The organism is Achromobacter veterisilvae, assembly GCF_900496975.1.
GTDB classification, from domain to species: domain Bacteria; phylum Pseudomonadota; class Gammaproteobacteria; order Burkholderiales; family Burkholderiaceae_B; genus Achromobacter; species Achromobacter veterisilvae.
Window position 1 is genome coordinate 1 of the sequence record NZ_UFQC01000065.1, and the last position, 19,711, is coordinate 19,711.

A 19,711-nucleotide genomic window follows, 5' to 3' on the forward strand; every position below is an offset into this window, starting at 1 on the left:
GACTTCGAGGCCTGGGCCAGCCAGTGCTTCGCCATGCGCGACGAGTTGATTGCCCTGGCGCAGCGACAGGTGCTGCCGCAGGCGTGCGGGCATCCCTTCCACCTGCTTCCCGTCGAGTTGGCCCAGCAGACCACTGGCGCAGGCACAGCCTTTCTTCGCTGGCGCAAGCACGATCGATCGGCCATGGGCGTGGCCCTGTGGCAGGAGCTGATGGGGAGCACCAGCACGCCGGTCAACCTGCTGGCGGATCTGCACGCGATCGAGTTGCAGCGCATCACGTTGAACATGCAGATCAGCCTGCTGCACACCCTGGGCAGGCAAGCACATGAATGCGCCAGCAAGGCCGCGGAGGCGGACAACACCTACCTGCGCCGGCTTGCATCCGTCCCTGCCGCAGTGCGCGATCGGTGATTGCGTCAGGCATCCGAGCACGCGCCCGTGTCCAGCGAGGCACGGGTATTTCAACCACCACGGAGATTGCACCATGAGCACACAATTCATCGGCGAGGGCAACATCGGCTCGCCCCCCGAGTACCGCGAATTCCCCAACGGCAATGACGATCCTCGCCGGCTGCTCCGGCTGAACGTGTACTTCGACAACCCCGTCCCCACCAAGGGCGGCGAGTTCGAGGACCGCGGCGGCTTCTGGGCGCCGGTGGAACTCTGGCACCACGACGCCGACCGCTGGCAGCAGCTCTACCAGAAGGGCATGCGCGTGCTGGTCGTCGGCCGCATGGAGCGCGATCCCTGGACGGACAACGAAGATCAGCCACGCGAGACCTGGCAGGTCAACGCGCGCAGTGTCGGCATCCTGCCGTACCGCATCGAGTCCGTGGCCCTCAGTCCGAAGCCACAGGAGGCAGAGCCGAAGCCCCAGGCCACCCCGGAACCGGCTACACCGAAGGAAACGAAGCGCAGGAAGTGACCCGACATGGAGGGCGGCTGCCGCAGTGCTTCGCCGCCCTCCATGCGCTGCGAACTATCCCCAGGGGATAGCTCCACCAACGTCCACCGAGTTCCACGCGCTCCCGGAAATCGCGGCTATCGGCCCGCACACTTTCGGCCACGCGCCTTCCCCGCACACGCCATTTCATCGGCGTGAAAGCGGTCGCCGCCGCATGCGGCTTGTTTGCTGCCGCCCTCGACGGCGCTCGGCATCCTCGATCCCAGCAACTCATGAACCACGGGAATCGGATGGACGGATATGCGGCTGTTCTTGTGCGAGAAGCCCTCCCAGGGCAAAGACATCGGCCGAATTCTCGGCGCCACGCAACGCGGTGAAGGCTGCCTCAACGGTTCCGGCGTCACGGTCACCTGGTGCATCGGCCATCTCGTAGAGGCGGCAGCACCGGAAGCCTACGACGAGCAGCTCAAGCGCTGGTCCATCGAGCAGTTGCCCATCATTCCCCAGCATTGGCGGGTCGAGGTCAAACCGAAGACTGCCACGCAATTCAAGGTCGTCAAAGCGCTCCTGGCGAAGGCGACCCAGCTTGTCATCGCCACCGATGCCGACCGCGAGGGCGAGTTGATCGCTCGCGAAATCATCGACCTGTGCGGCTACCGCGGTCCCATCGAACGGCTGTGGCTGTCGGCGCTCAACGACGCATCCATTCGCGCCGCGCTCGACAAGCTCCGGCCATCGGCCGAGACATTGCCGATGTACTACTCGGCGCTGGCGCGCTCTCGGGCGGACTGGCTCGTCGGCATGAACCTCAGCCGGTTGTTCACGGTGCTGGGGCGGCAGGCCGGCTACGACGGCGTGCTGTCGGTCGGCCGCGTCCAGACCCCGACGCTCAAACTGGTCGTGGACCGCGACCGCGAGATCGCAGTCTTCGTGTCCGTGCCGTACTGGGCAATCGACGTGTCCCTGTCCACAGGCGGCCAGGCTTTCACCGCGCAGTGGGTTCCGCCCGAGACCTGCACCGACGACGCAGGCCGGTGCCTGCAGCAGCCGGTGGCACAGCAGGCGGCGCAGCAGATCCGCGCGGCCGGCAGCGCCCAGGTCGTCTCGGTAGAAACCGAGCGCGTGCGGGAAGGCCCGCCGCTTCCGTTCGATCTGGGAACCTTGCAGGAGGTGTGTTCCAAGCAGCTTGGGCTGGACGTGCAGGAGACCTTGGACATCGCCCAGGCCCTCTACGAGACGCACAAAGCCACCACGTATCCGCGCTCGGATTCCGGCTACCTGCCCGAAAGCATGTTCGCCGAGGTGCCCACAGTCCTCGACAGCCTGGTCAAAACCGATCCCTCGCTGCGACCGATCATGGAGCAGCTTGACCGCACTCAACGCTCACGCGCCTGGAACGATGCGAAGGTGTCCGCGCACCACGGCATCATCCCGACGCTCGAACCGGCGAACATCTCGGCCATGAGCGAGAAGGAGCTGGCGGTGTACAGGCTCATCCGGGCGCACTATCTGGCGCAGTTCCTTCCTCACCACGAGTTCGATCGCACCGTGGCGAAACTCTCCTGCGGCCAGCAAACGCTTGCGGCCACCGGCAAGCAGGTCGTCGTCAAAGGCTGGCGCCTGGTGCTGGCGGAACCTCAACCCGAGGAGGATGGCGACGGCGCAAACCGCAGTCAGGTGCTGCCCGCACTGCGCGAGGGTCTGGCATGTCAGGTGGCCGGTGTCGATCTGAAGGCGCTCAAGACGTTGCCGCCTCGACCCTACACGCAGGGCGAGTTGGTCAAGTCCATGAAGGGCGTCGCCAAGCTGGTCTCGGACCCGCGCCTGAAACAGAAGCTCAAGCATACGGTCGGCATCGGTACCGAAGCGACGCGGGGCAACATCATTGGCGGCCTGATCGCGCGCGGCTACCTCGTGAAGAAGGGGCGCGCGATCCGCGCCTCGGATGCGGCTTTCACGCTGATCGACGCCGTGCCCGCGGCGATTGCCGATCCAGGCACTACCGCCGTCTGGGAACAGGCGCTGGACATGATCGAGGCCGGCCAGCTCACCCTGGACGTGTTCATCGGTAAGCAGGCCGCGTGGATCTCGCAGTTGATCGCGCAGTACGGCAGCACGTCGCTGCCCATCAAGGTTCCCCAAGGGCCGGCTTGCCCGCAGTGCGGCGCGCCCACGCGCCAGCGCAGTGGCAAGAGCGGCCCGTTTTGGTCGTGCAGTCGCTATCCAGACTGCAAGGGCACGCTGCCTGTCGAATCCGGCACGTCCAAGCGCGGTGCCTCACGCCCGCGCCGCAGCGGCCGCAAAGGCTCCTGACCGCCCTCCGTTTCCCGTGAGCCGTGTCCGCCATCGGCGGCGTGGCCCGTGTCCCGCATGCCCTGCGGGACGCCCAGCGCGCAATGCCTTCTTGATCCATGTGCGCGTCCCGCCCGGCCGTCCCCGGCCACGGGAACTGAAGGTAGCTTCTCTGCGAGCCGCGCCAAGCGCGTTCTGCTGATCTGTGTTTCTTCCGCCCACTGCGAAGTGGTCTCCCGGTGGCTTGCCAGGCTGCGCGAGCCACTCGGAGACCCTTCGTGGTCAGCGGTATTCGGTGCCGGTGCCCACCGGCGCAAAAACGGGCTCCCTTTGTGCGCGGATGTGCGCCAGACGATGCCGGCCCCAGCCACGACATGGGCCGGGTGTGATTGCTGACAGCAGACGGTTCTAGCGACGACCGGGCTTGCTCATCAGCCCACGGGTGGTTCCTTCCTCCCGAGCCGGAGGTCCCTGCGACCTTCGGCGCCTTTCTCCTGCCCATCAACGTCCCGACCCGGCCATCGGCCTTGGGTCACACGAACAGGAGAACCGACATGCACCATCAACCTCGCAACGCACCGCTGCTGTACGGCAGCGTGTGCAGCGGCATCGAGGCCGTGAGCCTCGCCTGGCAGCCCCTCGGCCTCGAAGCCGCGTGGTTCGCAGAGATCGAGCCGTTCCCGAGCGCCGTGCTCGCACACCGTTACCCCGACGTGCCCAACCTAGGCGACATGACCGCGATCACCCGCCAAATCCGCGCCGGCACGGTACCGGCGCCCGACATCCTGGTCGGCGGCACGCCGTGCCAGTCGTTCAGCGTTGCCGGTGCCCGCCAGGGACTGGATGACCCGCGCGGCGCCTTGACCCTTGCCTATGTGGAGTTAGCCAATGCCATCGACCAAACCCGCCACCAAGACCGCCGCCCGTCGGCAACCCTCGTCTGGGAAAACGTCCCCGGCGTCCTCAACGACCGCAGCAATGCCTTCGGGCACTTCCTGGGCGCACTGGCCGGAGAAAGCCGTGCGCTCCAGCCGCCAGGGCAAAAATGGGCGCACGCAGGTTGTGTGTCTGGACCCCGGCGCCGCATCGCCTGGCGCGTGCTCGACGCTCAATATTTCGGTGTCGCCCAACGCCGCAAGCGTGTGTTTCTTGTGGCAAGTGGTGGAGATGGTCTCGATCCCGTCGAAGTACTTTTTGAGCGCGCAGGCCTGCTCGGGGATTCTTCTGCGGGCAGCGCGCCGTGGCAAGAAGCTGCCCGTGCTGCTGGATCGGGTACTGAAGCAGCAGGCGGATACGCAGGACTGAAGCAGCCCTACGGCAAGGTCACGACGACGTTCGGATTCAGTGGCGGCACCGGCCCCGTCGATGTGGCCGCATGCCTGATGGCCGCAGGCCCCAAGCACGACATCCGCACCGAGACGTTCATGGTGCAGTCGATCGCCGGCAGCATCGCCCACACCCTCGACACCGCCAACGGCGGCAAGGGCAGCAGCGAGGACGGTACGGGCAAGGGTGTGCCGATCATTGCCTTCACCGCCCAGGGCAGCGGCGCGGACGCCACGATCAACCTGACGCCGACGCTGCGTGCTGGCGGGCATCGCAACAGCCATGCGAACGCCGGTGTCGTGCCCGCCATCGCCTTCGCGCAGAACAACCGCGGCGAAGTGCGCTTCGAGTCGGGCCATGGACAGGTGGCTTGCACCGTCCTGTCCAGCGGCAAGCCGGGCTACGGGGTGCCGATGGTGGCCTGCATTGCCCTGCGGGGACGGCAGCATGGTCTTGCAGCCGAACTGGGTGGCGGCGTCGCGGCGGCGTTGCGCACGAGCGGCGGTGGCGCGGACAAGCCCCATGTGCTGGCTCCCGACTTCGAGGCGCATTTCCGCTACGACTGGAATGAACCCGGCCCGGGGGATTGGTCGCAGTGGCGGGTGCGGCGGTTGATGCCCGTGGAATGCGAACGTCTGCAAGGCATGCCCGACAACTACACCCTGGTCCCTTATCGCGGCAAGCCCGCCGCAGACGCCCCGCGCTACAAGGCGATCGGCAATTCCATGGCCGTGCCCTGCGTCGCGTGGCTGGGTCTGCGGCTGGTGCAGTGTCTGCAAAAGACGGGATCGAGCGCATCGGATTGATGCACGACGCCGCCAACCGGCCACGCCATTCTTCCTCCTGCATTGCCGACGTGTCGGCAGCAGCCAGCAGCCAGGGTGTCCAGGCTGCCGTGGGTTCCATCCGCGCCACCCGCCAGTTCGCCCAGGCATCCATCGGCGAACGCTGCCCACCGGGGCATCGATGCCTCCTTTCTCCAACCCACGGGACGAATGCCGCGTCCCGCCAGGGGCGTGTCATCACCCGGTCGATACTCAGGACTTCCCATGGAAACCATTACCCAACAAGACCGCATCACGCTGAACAATTTCAAGGTGGCCGAATTCGCCAGCGAGGAAACGCTGTGCTTCACCGCCATCGTCGAATTCGACGGTATTCCCATCGCCGAGGCCCGCAACGACGGACACGGCGGCTCGACATTCGTGCGTGCGCTGCAAGGCAAGGCCGCGCTGCTGGCCCAGGCGGAGGAATTCGCCAAGAGCCTGCCACCGGCCTCGCTCGACATCGAACGAGAGGATGAAGAACCGCTGATCATCGACATCACGCTCGACTTCCTCGTCGATCAACTGGCCGATGCCATGCACGCCCAGCGCAAGCTGCGTACCGCGTTCAACCGCGACGTCGGCAACAAGGTGCTTTTCATCAAGGACGGCAAGCTGCTGTTCCTCAAGGGCATCAAGCTCAAAGCCATCGCAGACCGGCCGGCGTATTTCGCATCGCTGCGCGCCCGTCAGGGCCAGCCCATCGTCATCCTCGCAGAGCTGGGACCGGACGAGGCATTCGCCCTGTGGAAGCAGCATGTGCTGGGCGACAAGACTCGCTGACCCAGCTTCGCCTTATCCTCCTGACAGCCCCGCACTTGCTGCGGGGCTTTCTTTTTTCCGCGTTCGCCAATCGGGGCTGTTGCAGATGCCGATTTCCGGCTGACGCGGCTCGCCTCGCGCACGAAGCTGCCCGCATGTGTCGCTGATCCGTCAGCACCATGCCAGCAGCCAGGGTTTCCAGGCTGCCGCGGATTCTCTCCGCGCCACCCGCCAGTCCGCCATCGCATCGAGTCTGCGGACGCGCGTCCTCGTGACGCCGATGCATTTTTTTCTCAACCGCATGCGGGAGCTGCCATCCCGTGAGGGACAAGGCCCCGCTTCTCCAAGGAGACCGTCCATGTCCCAGCAAGCCTCTTTCGGCCAATTGGCCTTGATCCATTGCGGCAAGTTCCTGCCGCTCGAAGTCCTGCATAGCGCCGCCGGCCACTACATCGGCACGCGCGATACCGAAGGTCCCGTTTCGCGGGAATCCTGCCAGTACTTCCGCAGCTATGCCGCGGCCCAACGTGCCCTCGAAAGAGGCGGCTGGTCTCAGCTCGCCACACCCTGATCCAACTGGAGGAATCACGTCATGAACCAGCTTTTGCCACGGGAAGTCGTCGATCAGATCATGCGGGAAGAGCAGCACTTCGCCGCCGCGCCCCAAGCCTTCTTCGAGGCCTGGAAGCGCGGCGTTGAGATCGCTAGCCCGCAATGGTTTGGCGACGGCACGCGCGAAGGCCTGAACCGGGCCAAGAGCAAGTGGGACCTGCGTCCCGACATGCTGCGTGCCAACGACGCTCTCGGCGTCCTGAGCAGCGGCGAACGCATGTTCCTGTCCGCCATGTTCAGCTTCTACAACGCGCGCGAGGGCGGTGCCATGCTCAAGCGCTGCCACTTCCAAGGACTGTCGGACTTCGATGGTCTCGATCTGCAACGCCGCAAGGTCATCGCTGACCTGCTGGTGAACTACAGCGGTTGGTGAGCCGGTCTCCGGCATAACACCGTCTTTTTGTTCACTGCCCATGAGGGACATGCGCCCCCGCGGCCATGTCCCTCAATTTCTCTTCCGTCAGCCTGCGCCGATTGGCCCAAAGCCATCGATCAGTGCCGCCTGACGATTTTTCCACTTTCAACCCACCGGGGGCCAATTCCCGGTGGCGGGAATTGGCTCCATTATTCAATCTGGAGAAATCCCATGACCCAGAATCCCAATCCCTTTGTACGCGGCTACTGGAATCTGAAAATCGTCCGAACGCTGTGCATCAGCTACGGGGACGGAAGCCCGCATGTGTGGCGAAACATCCACGCGAGCCAACAGCACCTCTCCGACGAGGAGCTGGTTTCTTCCCCCTGCATCGTCACCAGCGACTTCGCGTGGATCAGGAACGGCACTGACACCATCAGCGAAGAGCTGATCGCCGAATGTGATGCTGTTGAAGGCATCAACGGCGAAGGCGTGGTGGGCGCCGTGGTCTATGCCATCCATGGCGACGACCTCGACGGCCGCCCGGTCCATCTTGGTGATACCTATTCGGCCGAAGCCGCGCGAGACGTGGCGCAGCGGTTGAGTTTCGAAACCGGCTACTACAGCCGGTGCTGGGAAATCAGCAGCGCGCACATCAGCCAGGAAACCGGCCAGTACCTCGCCAACCTGGCAGACCTTGCCACGCCGGAGGCCTTTCTGTTCATCGCCTTCCGGGTTCCGTACAGCCCGGCGATTGGCGTCAAGCTGATCTCCACGCCCTGGACAGATAAGAACCTGGAATATGCCGAGGGCATCAGTGCGGAGCAGCTTCGAGAGGAACACCGAGACAAAGGCATGCCTGACGACCTGGCGAACATCCTTGAACTGGCTGGCCAGGCCGATGTGCGCATCCTCATCCTCGATGCAGACGCACCCGTGCTACTGGGCCTACCACTGGCCAAAGCCTAGCAGACGCGCGACACGAAGCCTTCCCCTTCATCCCCAACATGCCAGCCCGCCTCCCACCAGGAGCCGGGCTGGTTCAGTTCCATAGGAGCAATCTCATGTTCCCCGACCTCATCTTGCCCACGCCCGACTTCGAGAATCAGCTTGGAGCCTGCGTCAACGCCATGAGCCAGGACGACGCCATCGGCCAGATCCTGGTATTCGAGCGCATGCGCGGCACGCTGCACATGCGCCATATCGATAGCGCCGATCTGGTGGACACCGACATTGACGACTACGAAATGGTCGTATTCGACGGTGGCAACACAAGCGGCGACACGTGGAAGCACGTGTTCTTCCCGCGTCAGCGCGAACACTACTTCGTGTACGAAGCCTGACCCCCAAAGCCCCTTTCGAGGGGCTTTTTCTTGCCCCGAGCGCTGGAAAGCGGGTGCGATGGGGTGCCGTTTCCTGCAAGCGGGCCGCTTACTCCCGGGCCATTCTTGCCCCATGTTCGTCGGCGTTGCCGACACATGCCCAGGCGGCCGAGACCTTCAAGGCTGCAAGCACGGGGAACCGTGCTGGTCGATGTTTTCCACGGACGTACCGCGTCCATCCACACCACCCACAAGGGACCTCTCCCTTGCGGGCGGGGAATCCCTTGTTTCTTCCTCAAGGAGATTCCCCATGGACCGTTCCTTCATCAAATCCATGATGCCTTCGCTTGTCGCAGGCCACGTGCCCCGCAACGTGCGGTCGTTCAAGTACCGCGTGTTCGACGATCAGCCGCAGTCTTCGACATTGGGCTTCGCCATCGACCCCCAGCCCTTCGACGGGAAGGTAGTCGCCATCACCGACGACGCCATCATCGTCAAGCTCAAGCCGAGCGAGTTCGCTGTGCTCGATTCCAAGCTGGTGACCACCGTCCCCGACGAAGGCGCCAAGGTGCATGTCCAACCCTACGCACGGCGCCGTTTCGATGGGCTGCGGGCGGACACCCCGGAAGAGCGCACCGAGATGACGTCCGACGGCATTCCCTACACCGTCAAGACGCACATCCTCGGCTCCGCGCCGGCCAAGCTGCCCATCCCCGAGCCGCAGTGCATGGAACTGGGCCAGCTCATCCAGCAGTTGGAGGAAATGCCAGCGCCCGATGGCTTCCGGCGTATCACCCACATGCTGGTCGATGCCGGTGCCCGGGATTTCACCTGGGTCGATCCGACACCGTCCAAGATCATCGAGACGCCTCCGGCGATCAGCTTCACGGTCTCGACCGCGAAGTTCGAGGGCCGGGTGACGGTGCTGTACGACCGAGGTGGCGACACCTACATGGTGGAGCTGCACCGCGACGGCGAATTGGTCGATCGGCATGACGAGGTGTATTTCGACATGCTCGGCGAAGTGTTGGAGCGACTTATCGACGACGGACGTTGGCGCCTGATCGATGTGAGCGTGATCGACGCCAAGGCTGCCCGGCAGCGCCAGGCGGTGCCGGCATGACGCCGGGGACTGAATCCTGGCGGTTCTTCGGCTGACCCGAGGCTCTCGCCACGGCGTTTCAGCCCATTGGCCATGTGCCCACAGGCTCTCCATCCAGGCGGGTGGAGGGCCTTTTCTCTATCCACACAGGAGATTTCAACCATGTCACTGCGATTCAAAGGCTCCGACCTGCGCCCCGTGCTGACCGAGGCCATCGCCAGCCAGTGCCCCGTCATCCTGGTCAAGGACCAGGGCGTGTACTTCCTCGCCGAGCAGGGAGAACGCCGCCCGGATGGGCGAGTGAAGCTGCTGGCCTATGCCGTCGGCTGCAGCCCGGATACCGATCCGTTCGACGACTGGTGGGAGCTGGCGCGCGCCGAACTGGGCGGCGACGACTTCGCGGAGTACTTCGACCCGAAGGACGGCGTATTCACGCGCATCCTGCACACCGAAGACGACCTGATGCTGTCGGCCACCGCCACACATCTGTCGCTGGAGGTGGTGCCTCCCGCATAGCGCGGCAACCGCCACTCGACTCTCGCAGCCCCCGCGCCGGGGGCTTTCTTTTTGTTCATATCGCAGTGGTCTGCCAGCGCGACCTACACGGCAGCGTACGCCGACTGCGCCTTGAGCCAACTGTCGTGCAGCCATTTCTCCGTCTTCCGATGGCCTGGAAAGGTGACCCACACGATGTCGCGCTCGAAAATCATGGGACGTTCGTCGCCGCCCACGATGACCCAGAACCAGCGACCGTCCGCCAGATTGCGCGCCTTGACCTTCATGCCCGTCACCGTCACTGTTTCGCTGCGCCCATCGCGGTAGACACGGATGGGTTCGTCGTGCGGCTCGATCCAGCTGATCTGCATGCGGGGCAACAACTCTGGCGCATGGCTTTGCAGGTAGTCTCGCGCGATGGCTTCGGTTCGTTCACGCGACGGCAAGGGCTTGCCCACGAGATCCTGTGAAATATTGGCAAAACCCTTGAGCGTGCCGTCGGCAGCCACCACGGTGCTGAAGTGTTCGCCCTCCAGGCCGGCATTGCGACCATCCTTGCGCTCGTAGCGCGTCAGCTCCGCCGACTCCCCGTCCACGGCCACGCTGCGGCGGCTCGCCAATTGGTGGGAAGCAGGAATCAATGCGGACAGCGAGGCGTTTGCATTCGATGAGGACATGGGGGTTCCTTTCTGTGAAACAGTTGCAGGGGTGGAAGTCGCAGTGGCCGAGCGTTCGACTTGGGCATGCACGACAAATGCGGCCGCAGCGCATGCAGCAGTGATCAATGTGGTGGCAGATTGACGAAGACCTCTCATGCTGAAACTCCTTGTGAGATGGTTGAAAATTTCAATAGCGTCACGGCATCGCCGCTCACGCTGACTTCATGGAGGACGCAGCGACGTTGCGTCCCGTGAAGACGTATAGGGCCGCCGCGCCCAGCAATGCCGTCAACAACGACAACGTGTGCGCCAGCGGCCAGTGCGCAGTGCTTTGAGCCAGCCACGGGCCTAGGCTGGCGCCGACGAACAGCACGAAGGTGTAGAGCGCCACTGCAAGGCCTCGCACGGACGCATCCGCCAACCCCGCCACCCGCGCAATCAGGCTGGGCACGCTGATGCCGATGCCCGTGACGAACAGCACGCTGGCCGCCAGCAGGCCGTGCAGATATTCGGAACCTGCCCAGGCACACAGACCCAGTCCGGCCGTAGCGGTACATAACCCAATCGTGATCATGTGCGGTGCGCCCAGGCGGGGCATCACCACGGCGACGGCCAGAGGCACCAGGAAAGCCGGCAGCGCCACGGCCCGCACTATCAAGGGCGTGATGCCTTGCGCGCGCAGCGCAGCCCCGGCATGCGTATCCAGTGCCATATAGAAGGTCACGAAGCACATGAGCAGCAGCAGGGCCGGCCCATAGACGCGCCACAGACGTGCGTCCGCCAGCAGACTGCCCAAGGGCCGGTAGCCAGCCAACCACGCTGACGGGCGACTGGACGCTAAGCGTACGTCGGGGGGCGTCATGAACAGGGCCATGGCGGTGCAGGCATACACCACCGCCATCGGCAACATGGCCACGCCCAGGCCCCAGCGGCCTGCCACGGTAGCGCCATAGATCTGCCCCAGCAGACCTGCGGACAGAAAAGCCGTGCTGATCCAGGCCACGCCCCAGGTGCGTTGGCGCGGCGTCCCACGCTCGGCCAGGTAGGCGATTACGACAGGGGGAAACGTGGCGGCGGCGAAGCCTTGTAACGCGCGCCCCGCTATCAACAGCGGCACGGAATCCGCCCAGGTGATCGCTGCGGAAATCAAAGCCAGTGCGAACAGTCCCCAGACCATCACGCGGCGCCGGCCCAAGCGATCCGACAGCGGGCCGAACACCATGAAACCGATCGCATAGGCCAGCCCGAAGGCGCTCATCACGCCCGCGGCCATGCCGGGCGCCAGATGGAAGTTGCGGGCCAGTTGCGGCAGGATGGGCAACGGCACATAGAGCAATGAGACCACGGCCAGCGCGCACAAGATCAGCATCAGGCGCAGTCCGGGTGCAGGCTCATGAAGGGTGGAATCTTTTTTGTTCATCACTGAAATACAGCTAGCTACATATATGTGAGAAAAAAAGGGGCAGGCATCAAGGATGGCATCCCTACTCCGCTGCGAGGCCTGCGGCGTGGAGCTTGTGCATGAGCTGGTTGAGCATCTGGCGCTCCTCGGCGCTGAAATGGCGCATCAGGTTCGCCACCCAGGCGTAGTGCGCTGGCAGCGCCTGGCCCAGCAGTTCGTCGCCCGGCGGGGCAAGGCGGATCAGCCAAGCGCGGCGGTCTTCCGGGTCAGGGGCGCGCAGACATAGACCCGCACCTTCCATACGGTCGATGATGCGCGTCATGGTCTGAGAGGTGACCGCCACACCTTGCGCCAGAGCGCCCACACTCAAGCCGCCAGGGTTTCGTTTGAGCAGCAGCAGCACGAAGAACTGGGACTGCGACAGGCCACCGTTGCGGGCCAGATTGCCCTCGAAGGCCGACAGCATCTCGTTGGTGGCCGAAGCCCAGACCAGCCACGTATGCAGGCCATCCACGTCCGGGTTGCCATAAGCGGCCCCGAAGGCGGCAAGCGTGTCGTAGCTAGGCAGGTCTTTGAGTTCGAACATTAAATTGCTCCTTAGCTGAAATGTAGCCAACTACATATATTCAGTCAAGTATGCCATTCGCTCGTACTGCTATCTACCCCTGACTTGAGTACCGCTACTGCAGCAAATCATCGAAAAAAGGAAGCGTCGGGATGCCGATTCATTGCGGCTTCGCGCGCAAGGCCCGGCCATGCTGACCCCATGCCTGCTGACGTTGTCAGCGACATGCCAGGCAACCATCGGTCTTCGAGGTTGCGGCGCAGTTCCACTGCGTGACCAAGCCAGCTCGCACCGCATCCATCCGCGAGCGGCCACCAGTCCCTGGTGGTGGATGCTTTCGCCTTATCAACCCATCGCGGGGTTACGCACCTTTCCCCGCATGCGTGGGCTCGGTGTGTCTCCGCTTTTCCCAATGGAGATTCACCATGAACACCACTTCGAACGAGAAATCGTATTTCGACCTCCACACCTCGGGCATCGGCTACATCCAGCGTGTCCGTGAAGTGCCCGTCAGGGGCGGCCGCCGTGCGCAGCCCTTCCTGGCATGCACCATTGCCGCGCTGGTCGGCCCCGCCAGGGACCCCAGCTACCGCTACTTCGACGTCAAGGTCTCGGGTGCCGAGGCCAAGAAGCTCGTTCAGCGCTATATCGGCGTTGACGATCCCAAGCAGCGCCCGCTGGTGCGCTTTCGCCTCGGCGACCTTTGGGGCGATGCGTACATCCGTGACAAGGGCGAGAACCAAGGCAAGGCCGCCGCGTCTCTCAAGGCGCGACTGCTCAAGGCCGAGCTGATCGAGCGGGCCGAACTGGCTTCGATCGAGCAGCACGAGCTGATCACCCGTGGCATCGGCTACCTCAACCGTCCGAAGGACGTCACCCCCAAGGATGGTGACCCGTTCCTGTCGTGCTCCATCGCCGCGCTCGCCGGACCTGTCGATGAACCGGAATATCGGTACTTCGACACGATCGTCGCCACCCCTGAAGCCGAGCATCTGGTTCGCCGATGCGTGCAGGCCATCGAAGGGGATCGCAAGGTACTGATCGCCTTCCGTCTCAACGACATGAAGATCGATCCGTACATCCGCACCAAGGGCGAGCACGCTGGGGAACCGGCCGCAAGCCTGGAATCGACGCTGGTCCACATCGGTCTGATCAAGATCGATGGCACCCAGGTCTATCCGACGAGCCAGGCACAAGCCGAGGCAGCGCCGGTGGAGGACGCACCCGCGCCCGAAGCCGCCAACGCCATCGACACTGCCGCCGACGCCGTTTCCGACCAATCTGCCGAGCCCGCTGAGCGCGAGTCCGAAGTTGAAGTCGAGGAGCAGGAGCCGGCATTGGCTGCTTCGTTCTGATCCGGCATGGCCCCTCACGGGGCCTTGCCTTTTTCCTATTCGTCAAGGAGAACCATCATGGCAGCCACATCGGCACCTACGAGATCAGTCCTACCCATCGTCGTCCCGGGCCAGCTCACGTTGCGGACCATCCGCGGCAAGAACGGCCCGTTCACGGTTGGTCGTCTTTCCACCCCCATCGGCGAGTTCGCGGTTAAAGACGCGGAGTTGGAGCAGTACCCCGAAGGCAAGTACGACGGGGATTTCGTCATTCGCTACATCTTCGCGAAGTCCTACCCGGTCGCGGGCGGCGCGCGGTTTGAAGTCCGCGCCAACCTCGATGGCATGACGCTCAACGGCATCGACAAACTGAGTCGTGATGAGGCCCGCAGCTTCGCCACCCAGGAAGTCGATCCACTCGATGAAGAGGTGGGGACGCAACCTGCGGAAACGCCGGCCAAGCCCGCCAAGGCCTCCAGACCCGCCAAGCCCGCACCCGTGCAGGCCTCGGCGGACCCGCTGGTCGATACCACGCCCTTCGGTGTGGACGCACCGACGCTCGCTGCGGCGGCTGCTCCCGACGGCACCGAAGAGGGCGACAGCGCTTTGTTCGGCCTGCTCTGGCCACTGGGCGAGTCCGTCAAGCTGGATTCGACCATCGACCGCCGGGCCCTGCGCGCGCAGATCGCCCGCCTGGGTGAACTGGGCTACGCGCTTAACTTCAAGACGCAGGAGTGGAGCCGCCAGGCCGAACTGCAACCTGCGTGATCGCAGACACCGCATGCACGGTGTTCTTCATCCACCCGCCGGGGTTCTTTCCCTATGCGGAGAGGCCCCAGCTTTCTTCTGGAGGTCTCCATCATGTCCACCATCGCTTGCGATACACCCCGTTCTGCACTGGATGAACCCGCGTGGCGGGCTCTCTGCGAGACGGCAGCCGCACAAGCCACCAAGGGTTGCGGACTGTCTCACGACTACTACGTAGAGCGCTTCAGCTCGGCGATCGACGCGCAAGTTGGTCGATTGCCCGAAGAACATCGCGCACAGGCGCTGCAGATCGCACAGGAATGGGACTACGCCACACCGGCCGAAAGGCAGGAAACCCAGGACTGGAACGCCGAAAACGGCTATTGCTCGCACGGAATCGAACTGGGTTATTGCCCGGCCGGTTGCGATTCGGACTATTGAGGTCCGGCACACGTCATCGCCGCTTGCGCGGCTTTTCTCCACCGCTTGGGGCAGCACCTACCTCAGGGGCGGTGCTGTTTCCGATTCACCGAGGACATCACCATGAGTCGGCACTACTTCGACACCGTTCACAAGGGCTTTCCTATCACCGTCGTACTCGGCTGGGACCGGCCGATGAATTACTTTTTCCTATTCATCGAGAAGCCGACCGAGCTGATCGACGATACCGCGAAGGTCGAGAGCGACCCGTTCAACCACGACCTGGACTACTACCGAGTGGTGCTGTGCCATTTCCAGATCGACGTGCCCGAAAGCATGTTCACCGAAGTCCAACAGGACTGCGAGGGCAACGTTGGCAACCGTGTCGTCAAGCATCAGGCTGACGGCTCGTTCACCGAACAGACGTTCTGAACTCCCACGCGGATCGATCACCTGATCCGCATTCCTTCATCCCAAACGGGGCATTCGCTGCCCCTGCGGGCGGTGCTGCCCCTCACTTCATCAAGGACACCACCATGCACGCACACACTTCATCCACCACGCTGTTCCACATCGACGAATGCCCGGACGTGATGGCGGACGCCTGCGTCGGCGACGACCAGGGCAACCTGATCTTCCTGTCCATCTGGGCGCGCGACACCGCCGTCCAGCAGTTCCTCGCCCGCCTGACCCTCGGGCGCGACGAGCAGGGACTGGACCAGTTCCACATCATCACCGACCAGGGCGGCAGCGTCCCGGTGTTCATCGGCAACGTCGATCGTCTGGAGAAGCGCATCACGCGCGCCTACCGGCGCACGCTGTTCGGCTCCCTCTCCAACGTGTGGCTGTTCGACCGGCGCTGCGTCAAGCCCGACAAGGCCAACGCCAGCGCACTGGCATTGCTGCCACGCGACAGCGCCCACCGGCTTGACCGCCTGTGGACGCTGGTGCGCGACACCTGCCCGTTGCCGCTACTCGACCACTGGCGCGAAACCGTGCTGGAGCTGCTGCAGACCCGCGAGATGCTGGCCCGCCTTCCGTTCGCCCTTGGGCCGCTGGAAGGCCATCGGCTCGCCATCGACGTGCCGGCGCTGACCCTGGCGCTGGGCTCTCTGATCCGCAGTGACGCACTCACCGCCTATCCCCATCCGGCCAAGATTTGGACGCCGAAAGCGGTAGCGGCTTGATCCACCCGCGGAGGCACGCCTTGGCGTGCTTCCGCCATTCCTTCCCGCCAACCAGGAGACTTCCATGGCCCTCATGTTCCCGCGGCTCGCCCGCAATTTCGCCAAGAACGGTTACTACCCGACCGACGAACCCACGCTCGAAAGAGCCCTCAACGCACTGATGCCCAGCGACGGGACGATGTGCATCCTCGATCCCTGCGCCGGCGAAGGCGTGGCTGTCGCCGAAGCCGCCCATGCCCTCGGGCGCGAGCAGACCAAGGCGTTCGCCGTCGAGTTCGACGCGGAGCGGGCACGCCATGCCCGCGGCCTCGTCGATCATTGCCTGCACGCGGACCTGATGGACACAATGGTCTCCAAGCAGTCGTTCGGACTGCTCTGGCTCAACCCGCCGTATGGCGACCTATCCAAGGATGTCAATGGCAACATCGGCTATCAGGGCCAAGGCCGTGCCCGTCTCGAAAAGCTCTTTTACCAACGTAGCCTGTCGCTGCTGCAGTACGGCGGCGTGCTGGTCTTCATCGTCCCCGGCTACGTGCTCGACGCGGAGCTGGTCGGCTGGCTGACGCGCCACTACACCGATCTGCGGATCTACCGAGCGGTGGAGACACAGTTCAAGCAGGTGGTGATCTTCGGCCGCAGGGTACGCCAGCGCGAGCAGGCCCCCGACGGCGTCAAAGCCACGCGTAATCTGCTGCTGCAGGTTGGGCAAGGCGAGATCGAAGCCGAGGAACTGCCGAGCGAGTGGCCGTTCCTGCCGTACATCGTCCCCGCCAGTCCGGCCGAGCCGGAGCATTTCTTCCGCGTGACGATGGAGCCCGAGCAGTTCGCCGACGAGGTTGGCAGGCTGCAAGGCCTCTGGCCGTCGCTGGACACGCACCTGGGGGCCGCGCAGCAGTTGCTGCGTCCACCGGCGCGTGCTCTTTCCCACTGGCATCTCGCTCTGGCCCTGGCCGCGGGTGCCATCTCCGGCGTGGTGCGCTCGAAGTCCGGGCGCCTGCTTGTCGTCAAAGGTGACACCCACAAGGACAAGACGCTCCAGCGGGAATTCACCGAACGCGACGACGGCTCCATCGCCGAGACCCGCATCCTCACCGACAAGTTCGTTCCCGTCATTCGCGCGTGGGACATGACACCTGACTCCCCAACACGGGGCGAAGTGTTGACCATCCGCTGATCCCCTGACGCCTGGCGTTCCAGTTCATTTCATCCAAGGAGAAACACCGTGCTCTCACGTCTGTTCAAGCGGCCTGCGCCGCAGAAGCAACCGTTGTTCGCACCGGGCTCGCTGCAATTGAGCGAGAAGGTGCACTGGCTGGCCCGCAGAGGCCTCATCGACCCCCTGTCTTATGTGCAGCGCCACGTGCGCGGCGACTGGGGTGAGATCGATGAGGCCACCCGACAGGCCAACGATGTCGCGCTGCAGCAGGACAACCTGATGATCTCTCACTACCGAATCACGCCGGAACTGGTGCTGATCGTCAAGACCAGCGAAGACCATCAGACCACGGTGGTCCAGCTTCCCGAAGAGTCCGACCTGATCTGAAGGCACTACATCGTCATCCCATCCACCTGACGGAGCCACTTCACTCCGTCAGGGGTGTCGTGGCTCAATAACCCTTCAAGGAGGAGCCCATGGCATCACATCGTATCGAAACCTACTGCCACAGGCTGATGTTCCCCATCGGCGCGCTCGTCCTCAGCGAAGGCATCGACCGCCTCGCTCGCGCGGGGCGGCTGGACCCGCTTCCGTACTTCCGTCGTCATGTCCGTGGCGACTGGGGTGATGTCAACGATGAGCAATGGCAAGCCAACGCCGTTGCACTTCAATCGGGTGCATCGTTGGAATCGCATTACCTGGTCCATCCGGAACTGAGTATTCGCATCGTCACTGATGCGGAACGCCATTTCACCCTCATCGTGCTGCCGTCCGAAGACTGAGCACGTTTCGCGAGCGGGCCGCCAAGGCCAGCACTTTCAACCATCGTCGGCCGCGCGCCGATTCTTCTTCCCACCACGGGGCATGCCATTGCCCCGCTGGGGGTGGTGCATGCCCCATTTTTCTTTGGAGCATCACCATGTCCCTCGATCTTGAATCTACTGCCGCAGAAGCTACACCCGCGCAGGGCGAACTGCTCGACGCGGAATCTTCTCCTCTGACCCTGAGCCTTCAGGATTTCGTCGGTGAGTTCGGCGACGAACTGCTCGACTCTCTCAATCGGGCCAACCCGCCGGTCTATACCGGCCAGCCACAGGCGCACCGCCAGCTCATCGTCGCCAGCCTCAAACGCAAGCTGTTTGAAGCCCAGGCCGAAGTCGTCCATGCCGCCGCCGAGCTGCTGGTCGATCGTGGTGAACGCGCCGCGATCGTCAATGGCGAGATGGGGTGCGGCAAGACGACCGTCGGCATCGCCACGGCCGCCGTCCTCAACGCCGAAGGCTACCGCCGCACCTTGGTGCTTTCGCCGCCACACCTGGTTTACAAGTGGCGACGCGAGATCCAGGAGACGGTGACGGGCGCCAAGGTCTGGGTGCTCAACGGCCCTGACACATTGGTCAAGCTCATCAAGCTGCGCGAGCAGTTGGGGATGCAGCCCACGGGTCAGGAGTTTTTCGTTCTGGGTCGTGTACGGATGCGGATGGGGTTCCATTGGAAGCCTGTCTTCACCCGGCGGCGCACCCGCCACGGTGACGTGGCGGCCTGCCCGGACTGCGGCACTGTCATCACCGACCTTGACGGCGAGCCGGTCAACCCGATCGCACTCGAAGCCGAGGAGTACCGCAGGAAGTGCAGCCATTGCGCCGCGCCCTTGTGGACGCTGATCCGTCCGAGAAGCCTGTCCGGCAGTGACCAGTCCTCGACTGTCCTCAAAGCCTTGAAGCGCATCCCGACTATCGGGGAAGTCACCGCGCAGAAGCTGATGCAGAAGTTCGGTGACGGCTTCTTGGCCTCGATGCTGGGCGACAACATCCACGAGTTCATCAACCTCATGGATGGCAACGGCGAGCTGGTGTTTTCCGACCGTCAGGCCACGCGCATGGAACGTGCGATGGCCAACATGGAGTTCGGCTTCGGCGAGGGCGGCTACCAGCCTTCGGAGTTCATCAAGAGGTATCTTCCGCAAGGCACGTTCGACCTGCTCATCGCGGACGAAGCGCATGAGTACAAGAACGGCGGCAGCGCCCAGGGCCAGGCCATGGGCGTGCTGGCGGCGAAGGCTCGCAAGACCTTGCTGCTGACCGGCACGCTGATGGGCGGCTACGGTGATGATCTCTTTCACCTGCTGTTCCGAGCCTTGCCTGGGCGGATGATTGAAGACGGCTACCGTCCGACCACGAGCGGCAGCATGACCTCGGCCGCGATGGCGTTCATGCGTGATCACGGTGTCCTGAAGGACATCTATTC

Annotated in this window: 22 protein-coding genes and 1 pseudogene; 20 read left to right on the forward strand and 3 right to left on the reverse strand. The window is 63.9% G+C overall.

Annotated features, from left to right (window positions below; genetic code table 11):
• The 11 genes from AVE30378_RS31110 to AVE30378_RS31160 all read left to right on the forward strand — a co-directional run.
• Nucleotides 1-411 (forward strand): DUF3158 family protein (locus tag AVE30378_RS31110; RefSeq protein ID WP_244235191.1); only part of this gene is annotated, 411 nt, incomplete at its 5' end.
• Between the two features lie 73 nt (nt 412-484).
• On the forward strand, nt 485-925 hold the full coding sequence (locus tag AVE30378_RS31115) for a single-stranded DNA-binding protein (RefSeq protein WP_073664032.1): 441 nt from the start codon (nt 485-487) through the stop codon (nt 923-925).
• A gap of 279 nt (nt 926-1,204) precedes the next feature.
• Entirely contained in the window at nt 1,205-3,217 is a 2,013-nt protein-coding gene (locus AVE30378_RS31120) for a DNA topoisomerase III (protein WP_129246851.1), read from the forward strand.
• Between the two features lie 533 nt (nt 3,218-3,750).
• A complete protein-coding gene (locus AVE30378_RS31125; RefSeq protein WP_129246852.1) occupies nt 3,751-5,328 on the forward strand; it encodes a DNA cytosine methyltransferase in 1,578 nt (525 codons plus the stop codon).
• A gap of 243 nt (nt 5,329-5,571) precedes the next feature.
• Nucleotides 5,572-6,129, forward strand: a complete 558-nt coding sequence (locus AVE30378_RS31130; protein WP_129246854.1) for a hypothetical protein — start codon at nt 5,572-5,574, stop codon at nt 6,127-6,129.
• Between the two features lie 337 nt (nt 6,130-6,466).
• Nucleotides 6,467-6,679: a hypothetical protein gene (locus AVE30378_RS31135; RefSeq protein ID WP_073664035.1), complete on the forward strand. Its 213-nt coding sequence runs from the start codon at nt 6,467-6,469 to the stop codon at nt 6,677-6,679.
• Nucleotides 6,680-6,700: 21 nt separating this feature from the next.
• Entirely contained in the window at nt 6,701-7,093 is a 393-nt protein-coding gene (locus AVE30378_RS31140; protein WP_129246856.1) for a hypothetical protein, read from the forward strand.
• A gap of 213 nt (nt 7,094-7,306) precedes the next feature.
• The gene (locus AVE30378_RS31145; protein ID WP_129246858.1) at nt 7,307-8,044 is read left to right on the forward strand and encodes a DUF5983 family protein; all 738 of its coding nucleotides are present in this window, start codon (nt 7,307-7,309) and stop codon (nt 8,042-8,044) included.
• A 95-nt stretch (nt 8,045-8,139) separates the two neighbouring features.
• A complete protein-coding gene (locus AVE30378_RS31150; protein WP_129246860.1) occupies nt 8,140-8,418 on the forward strand; it encodes a uridylate kinase in 279 nt (92 codons plus the stop codon).
• A 289-nt stretch (nt 8,419-8,707) separates the two neighbouring features.
• Nucleotides 8,708-9,520 (forward strand): GTPase, encoded by an 813-nt coding sequence (locus AVE30378_RS31155; protein WP_129246862.1) that lies wholly within the window; start codon nt 8,708-8,710, stop codon nt 9,518-9,520.
• Between the two features lie 141 nt (nt 9,521-9,661).
• Nucleotides 9,662-10,015 carry a DUF3085 domain-containing protein gene (locus AVE30378_RS31160; RefSeq protein ID WP_129246864.1) on the forward strand — a complete coding sequence of 118 codons (354 nt, stop codon included), beginning with the start codon at nt 9,662-9,664 and terminating at the stop codon, nt 10,013-10,015.
• A gap of 83 nt (nt 10,016-10,098) precedes the next feature.
• Here the strand turns inward: AVE30378_RS31160 and AVE30378_RS32785 are convergent, their stop codons facing one another.
• The 3 genes from AVE30378_RS32785 to AVE30378_RS31175 form a co-directional block, all read right to left on the reverse strand.
• Complete coding sequence (locus AVE30378_RS32785; RefSeq protein ID WP_244235192.1) at nt 10,099-10,671, reverse strand: hypothetical protein; 573 nt, start codon at nt 10,669-10,671, stop codon at nt 10,099-10,101.
• A 193-nt stretch (nt 10,672-10,864) separates the two neighbouring features.
• Nucleotides 10,865-12,073, reverse strand: coding sequence for an MFS transporter (locus AVE30378_RS31170; protein ID WP_129246866.1), 1,209 nt, complete (start codon nt 12,071-12,073; stop codon nt 10,865-10,867).
• 64 nt (nt 12,074-12,137) lie between these two features.
• Nucleotides 12,138-12,641, reverse strand: coding sequence for a MarR family winged helix-turn-helix transcriptional regulator (locus AVE30378_RS31175; RefSeq protein ID WP_129246868.1), 504 nt, complete (start codon nt 12,639-12,641; stop codon nt 12,138-12,140).
• A 404-nt stretch (nt 12,642-13,045) separates the two neighbouring features.
• Here AVE30378_RS31175 and AVE30378_RS31185 point away from each other — a divergent pair, with 404 nt between their 5' ends.
• The 9 genes and pseudogenes from AVE30378_RS31185 to AVE30378_RS31225 form a co-directional block, all read left to right on the forward strand.
• Nucleotides 13,046-13,975, forward strand: a complete 930-nt coding sequence (locus AVE30378_RS31185; protein WP_129246870.1) for a DUF3577 domain-containing protein — start codon at nt 13,046-13,048, stop codon at nt 13,973-13,975.
• A 57-nt stretch (nt 13,976-14,032) separates the two neighbouring features.
• Nucleotides 14,033-14,722 carry a DUF3275 family protein gene (locus tag AVE30378_RS31190; RefSeq protein ID WP_129246872.1) on the forward strand — a complete coding sequence of 230 codons (690 nt, stop codon included), beginning with the start codon at nt 14,033-14,035 and terminating at the stop codon, nt 14,720-14,722.
• Nucleotides 14,723-14,815: 93 nt separating this feature from the next.
• Nucleotides 14,816-15,142 carry a hypothetical protein gene (locus AVE30378_RS31195; protein WP_099814796.1) on the forward strand — a complete coding sequence of 109 codons (327 nt, stop codon included), beginning with the start codon at nt 14,816-14,818 and terminating at the stop codon, nt 15,140-15,142.
• 174 nt (nt 15,143-15,316) lie between these two features.
• On the forward strand, nt 15,317-15,553 hold the full coding sequence (locus AVE30378_RS31200; protein WP_425265808.1) for a hypothetical protein: 237 nt from the start codon (nt 15,317-15,319) through the stop codon (nt 15,551-15,553).
• Nucleotides 15,554-15,657: 104 nt separating this feature from the next.
• Nucleotides 15,658-16,308, forward strand: coding sequence for a hypothetical protein (locus AVE30378_RS31205; RefSeq protein WP_129246876.1), 651 nt, complete (start codon nt 15,658-15,660; stop codon nt 16,306-16,308).
• Between the two features lie 25 nt (nt 16,309-16,333).
• A complete protein-coding gene (locus AVE30378_RS31210) occupies nt 16,334-17,482 on the forward strand; it encodes a DUF6094 domain-containing protein (protein WP_279636217.1) in 1,149 nt (382 codons plus the stop codon).
• Nucleotides 17,483-17,530: 48 nt separating this feature from the next.
• The gene (locus tag AVE30378_RS31215) at nt 17,531-17,851 is read left to right on the forward strand and encodes a methyltransferase (protein WP_129246880.1); all 321 of its coding nucleotides are present in this window, start codon (nt 17,531-17,533) and stop codon (nt 17,849-17,851) included.
• A gap of 89 nt (nt 17,852-17,940) precedes the next feature.
• Nucleotides 17,941-18,246 (forward strand): hypothetical protein, encoded by a 306-nt coding sequence (locus tag AVE30378_RS31220; protein WP_073664047.1) that lies wholly within the window; start codon nt 17,941-17,943, stop codon nt 18,244-18,246.
• A gap of 137 nt (nt 18,247-18,383) precedes the next feature.
• Nucleotides 18,384-19,711, forward strand: a pseudogene (locus AVE30378_RS31225) (DEAD/DEAH box helicase); the annotation flags it as partial.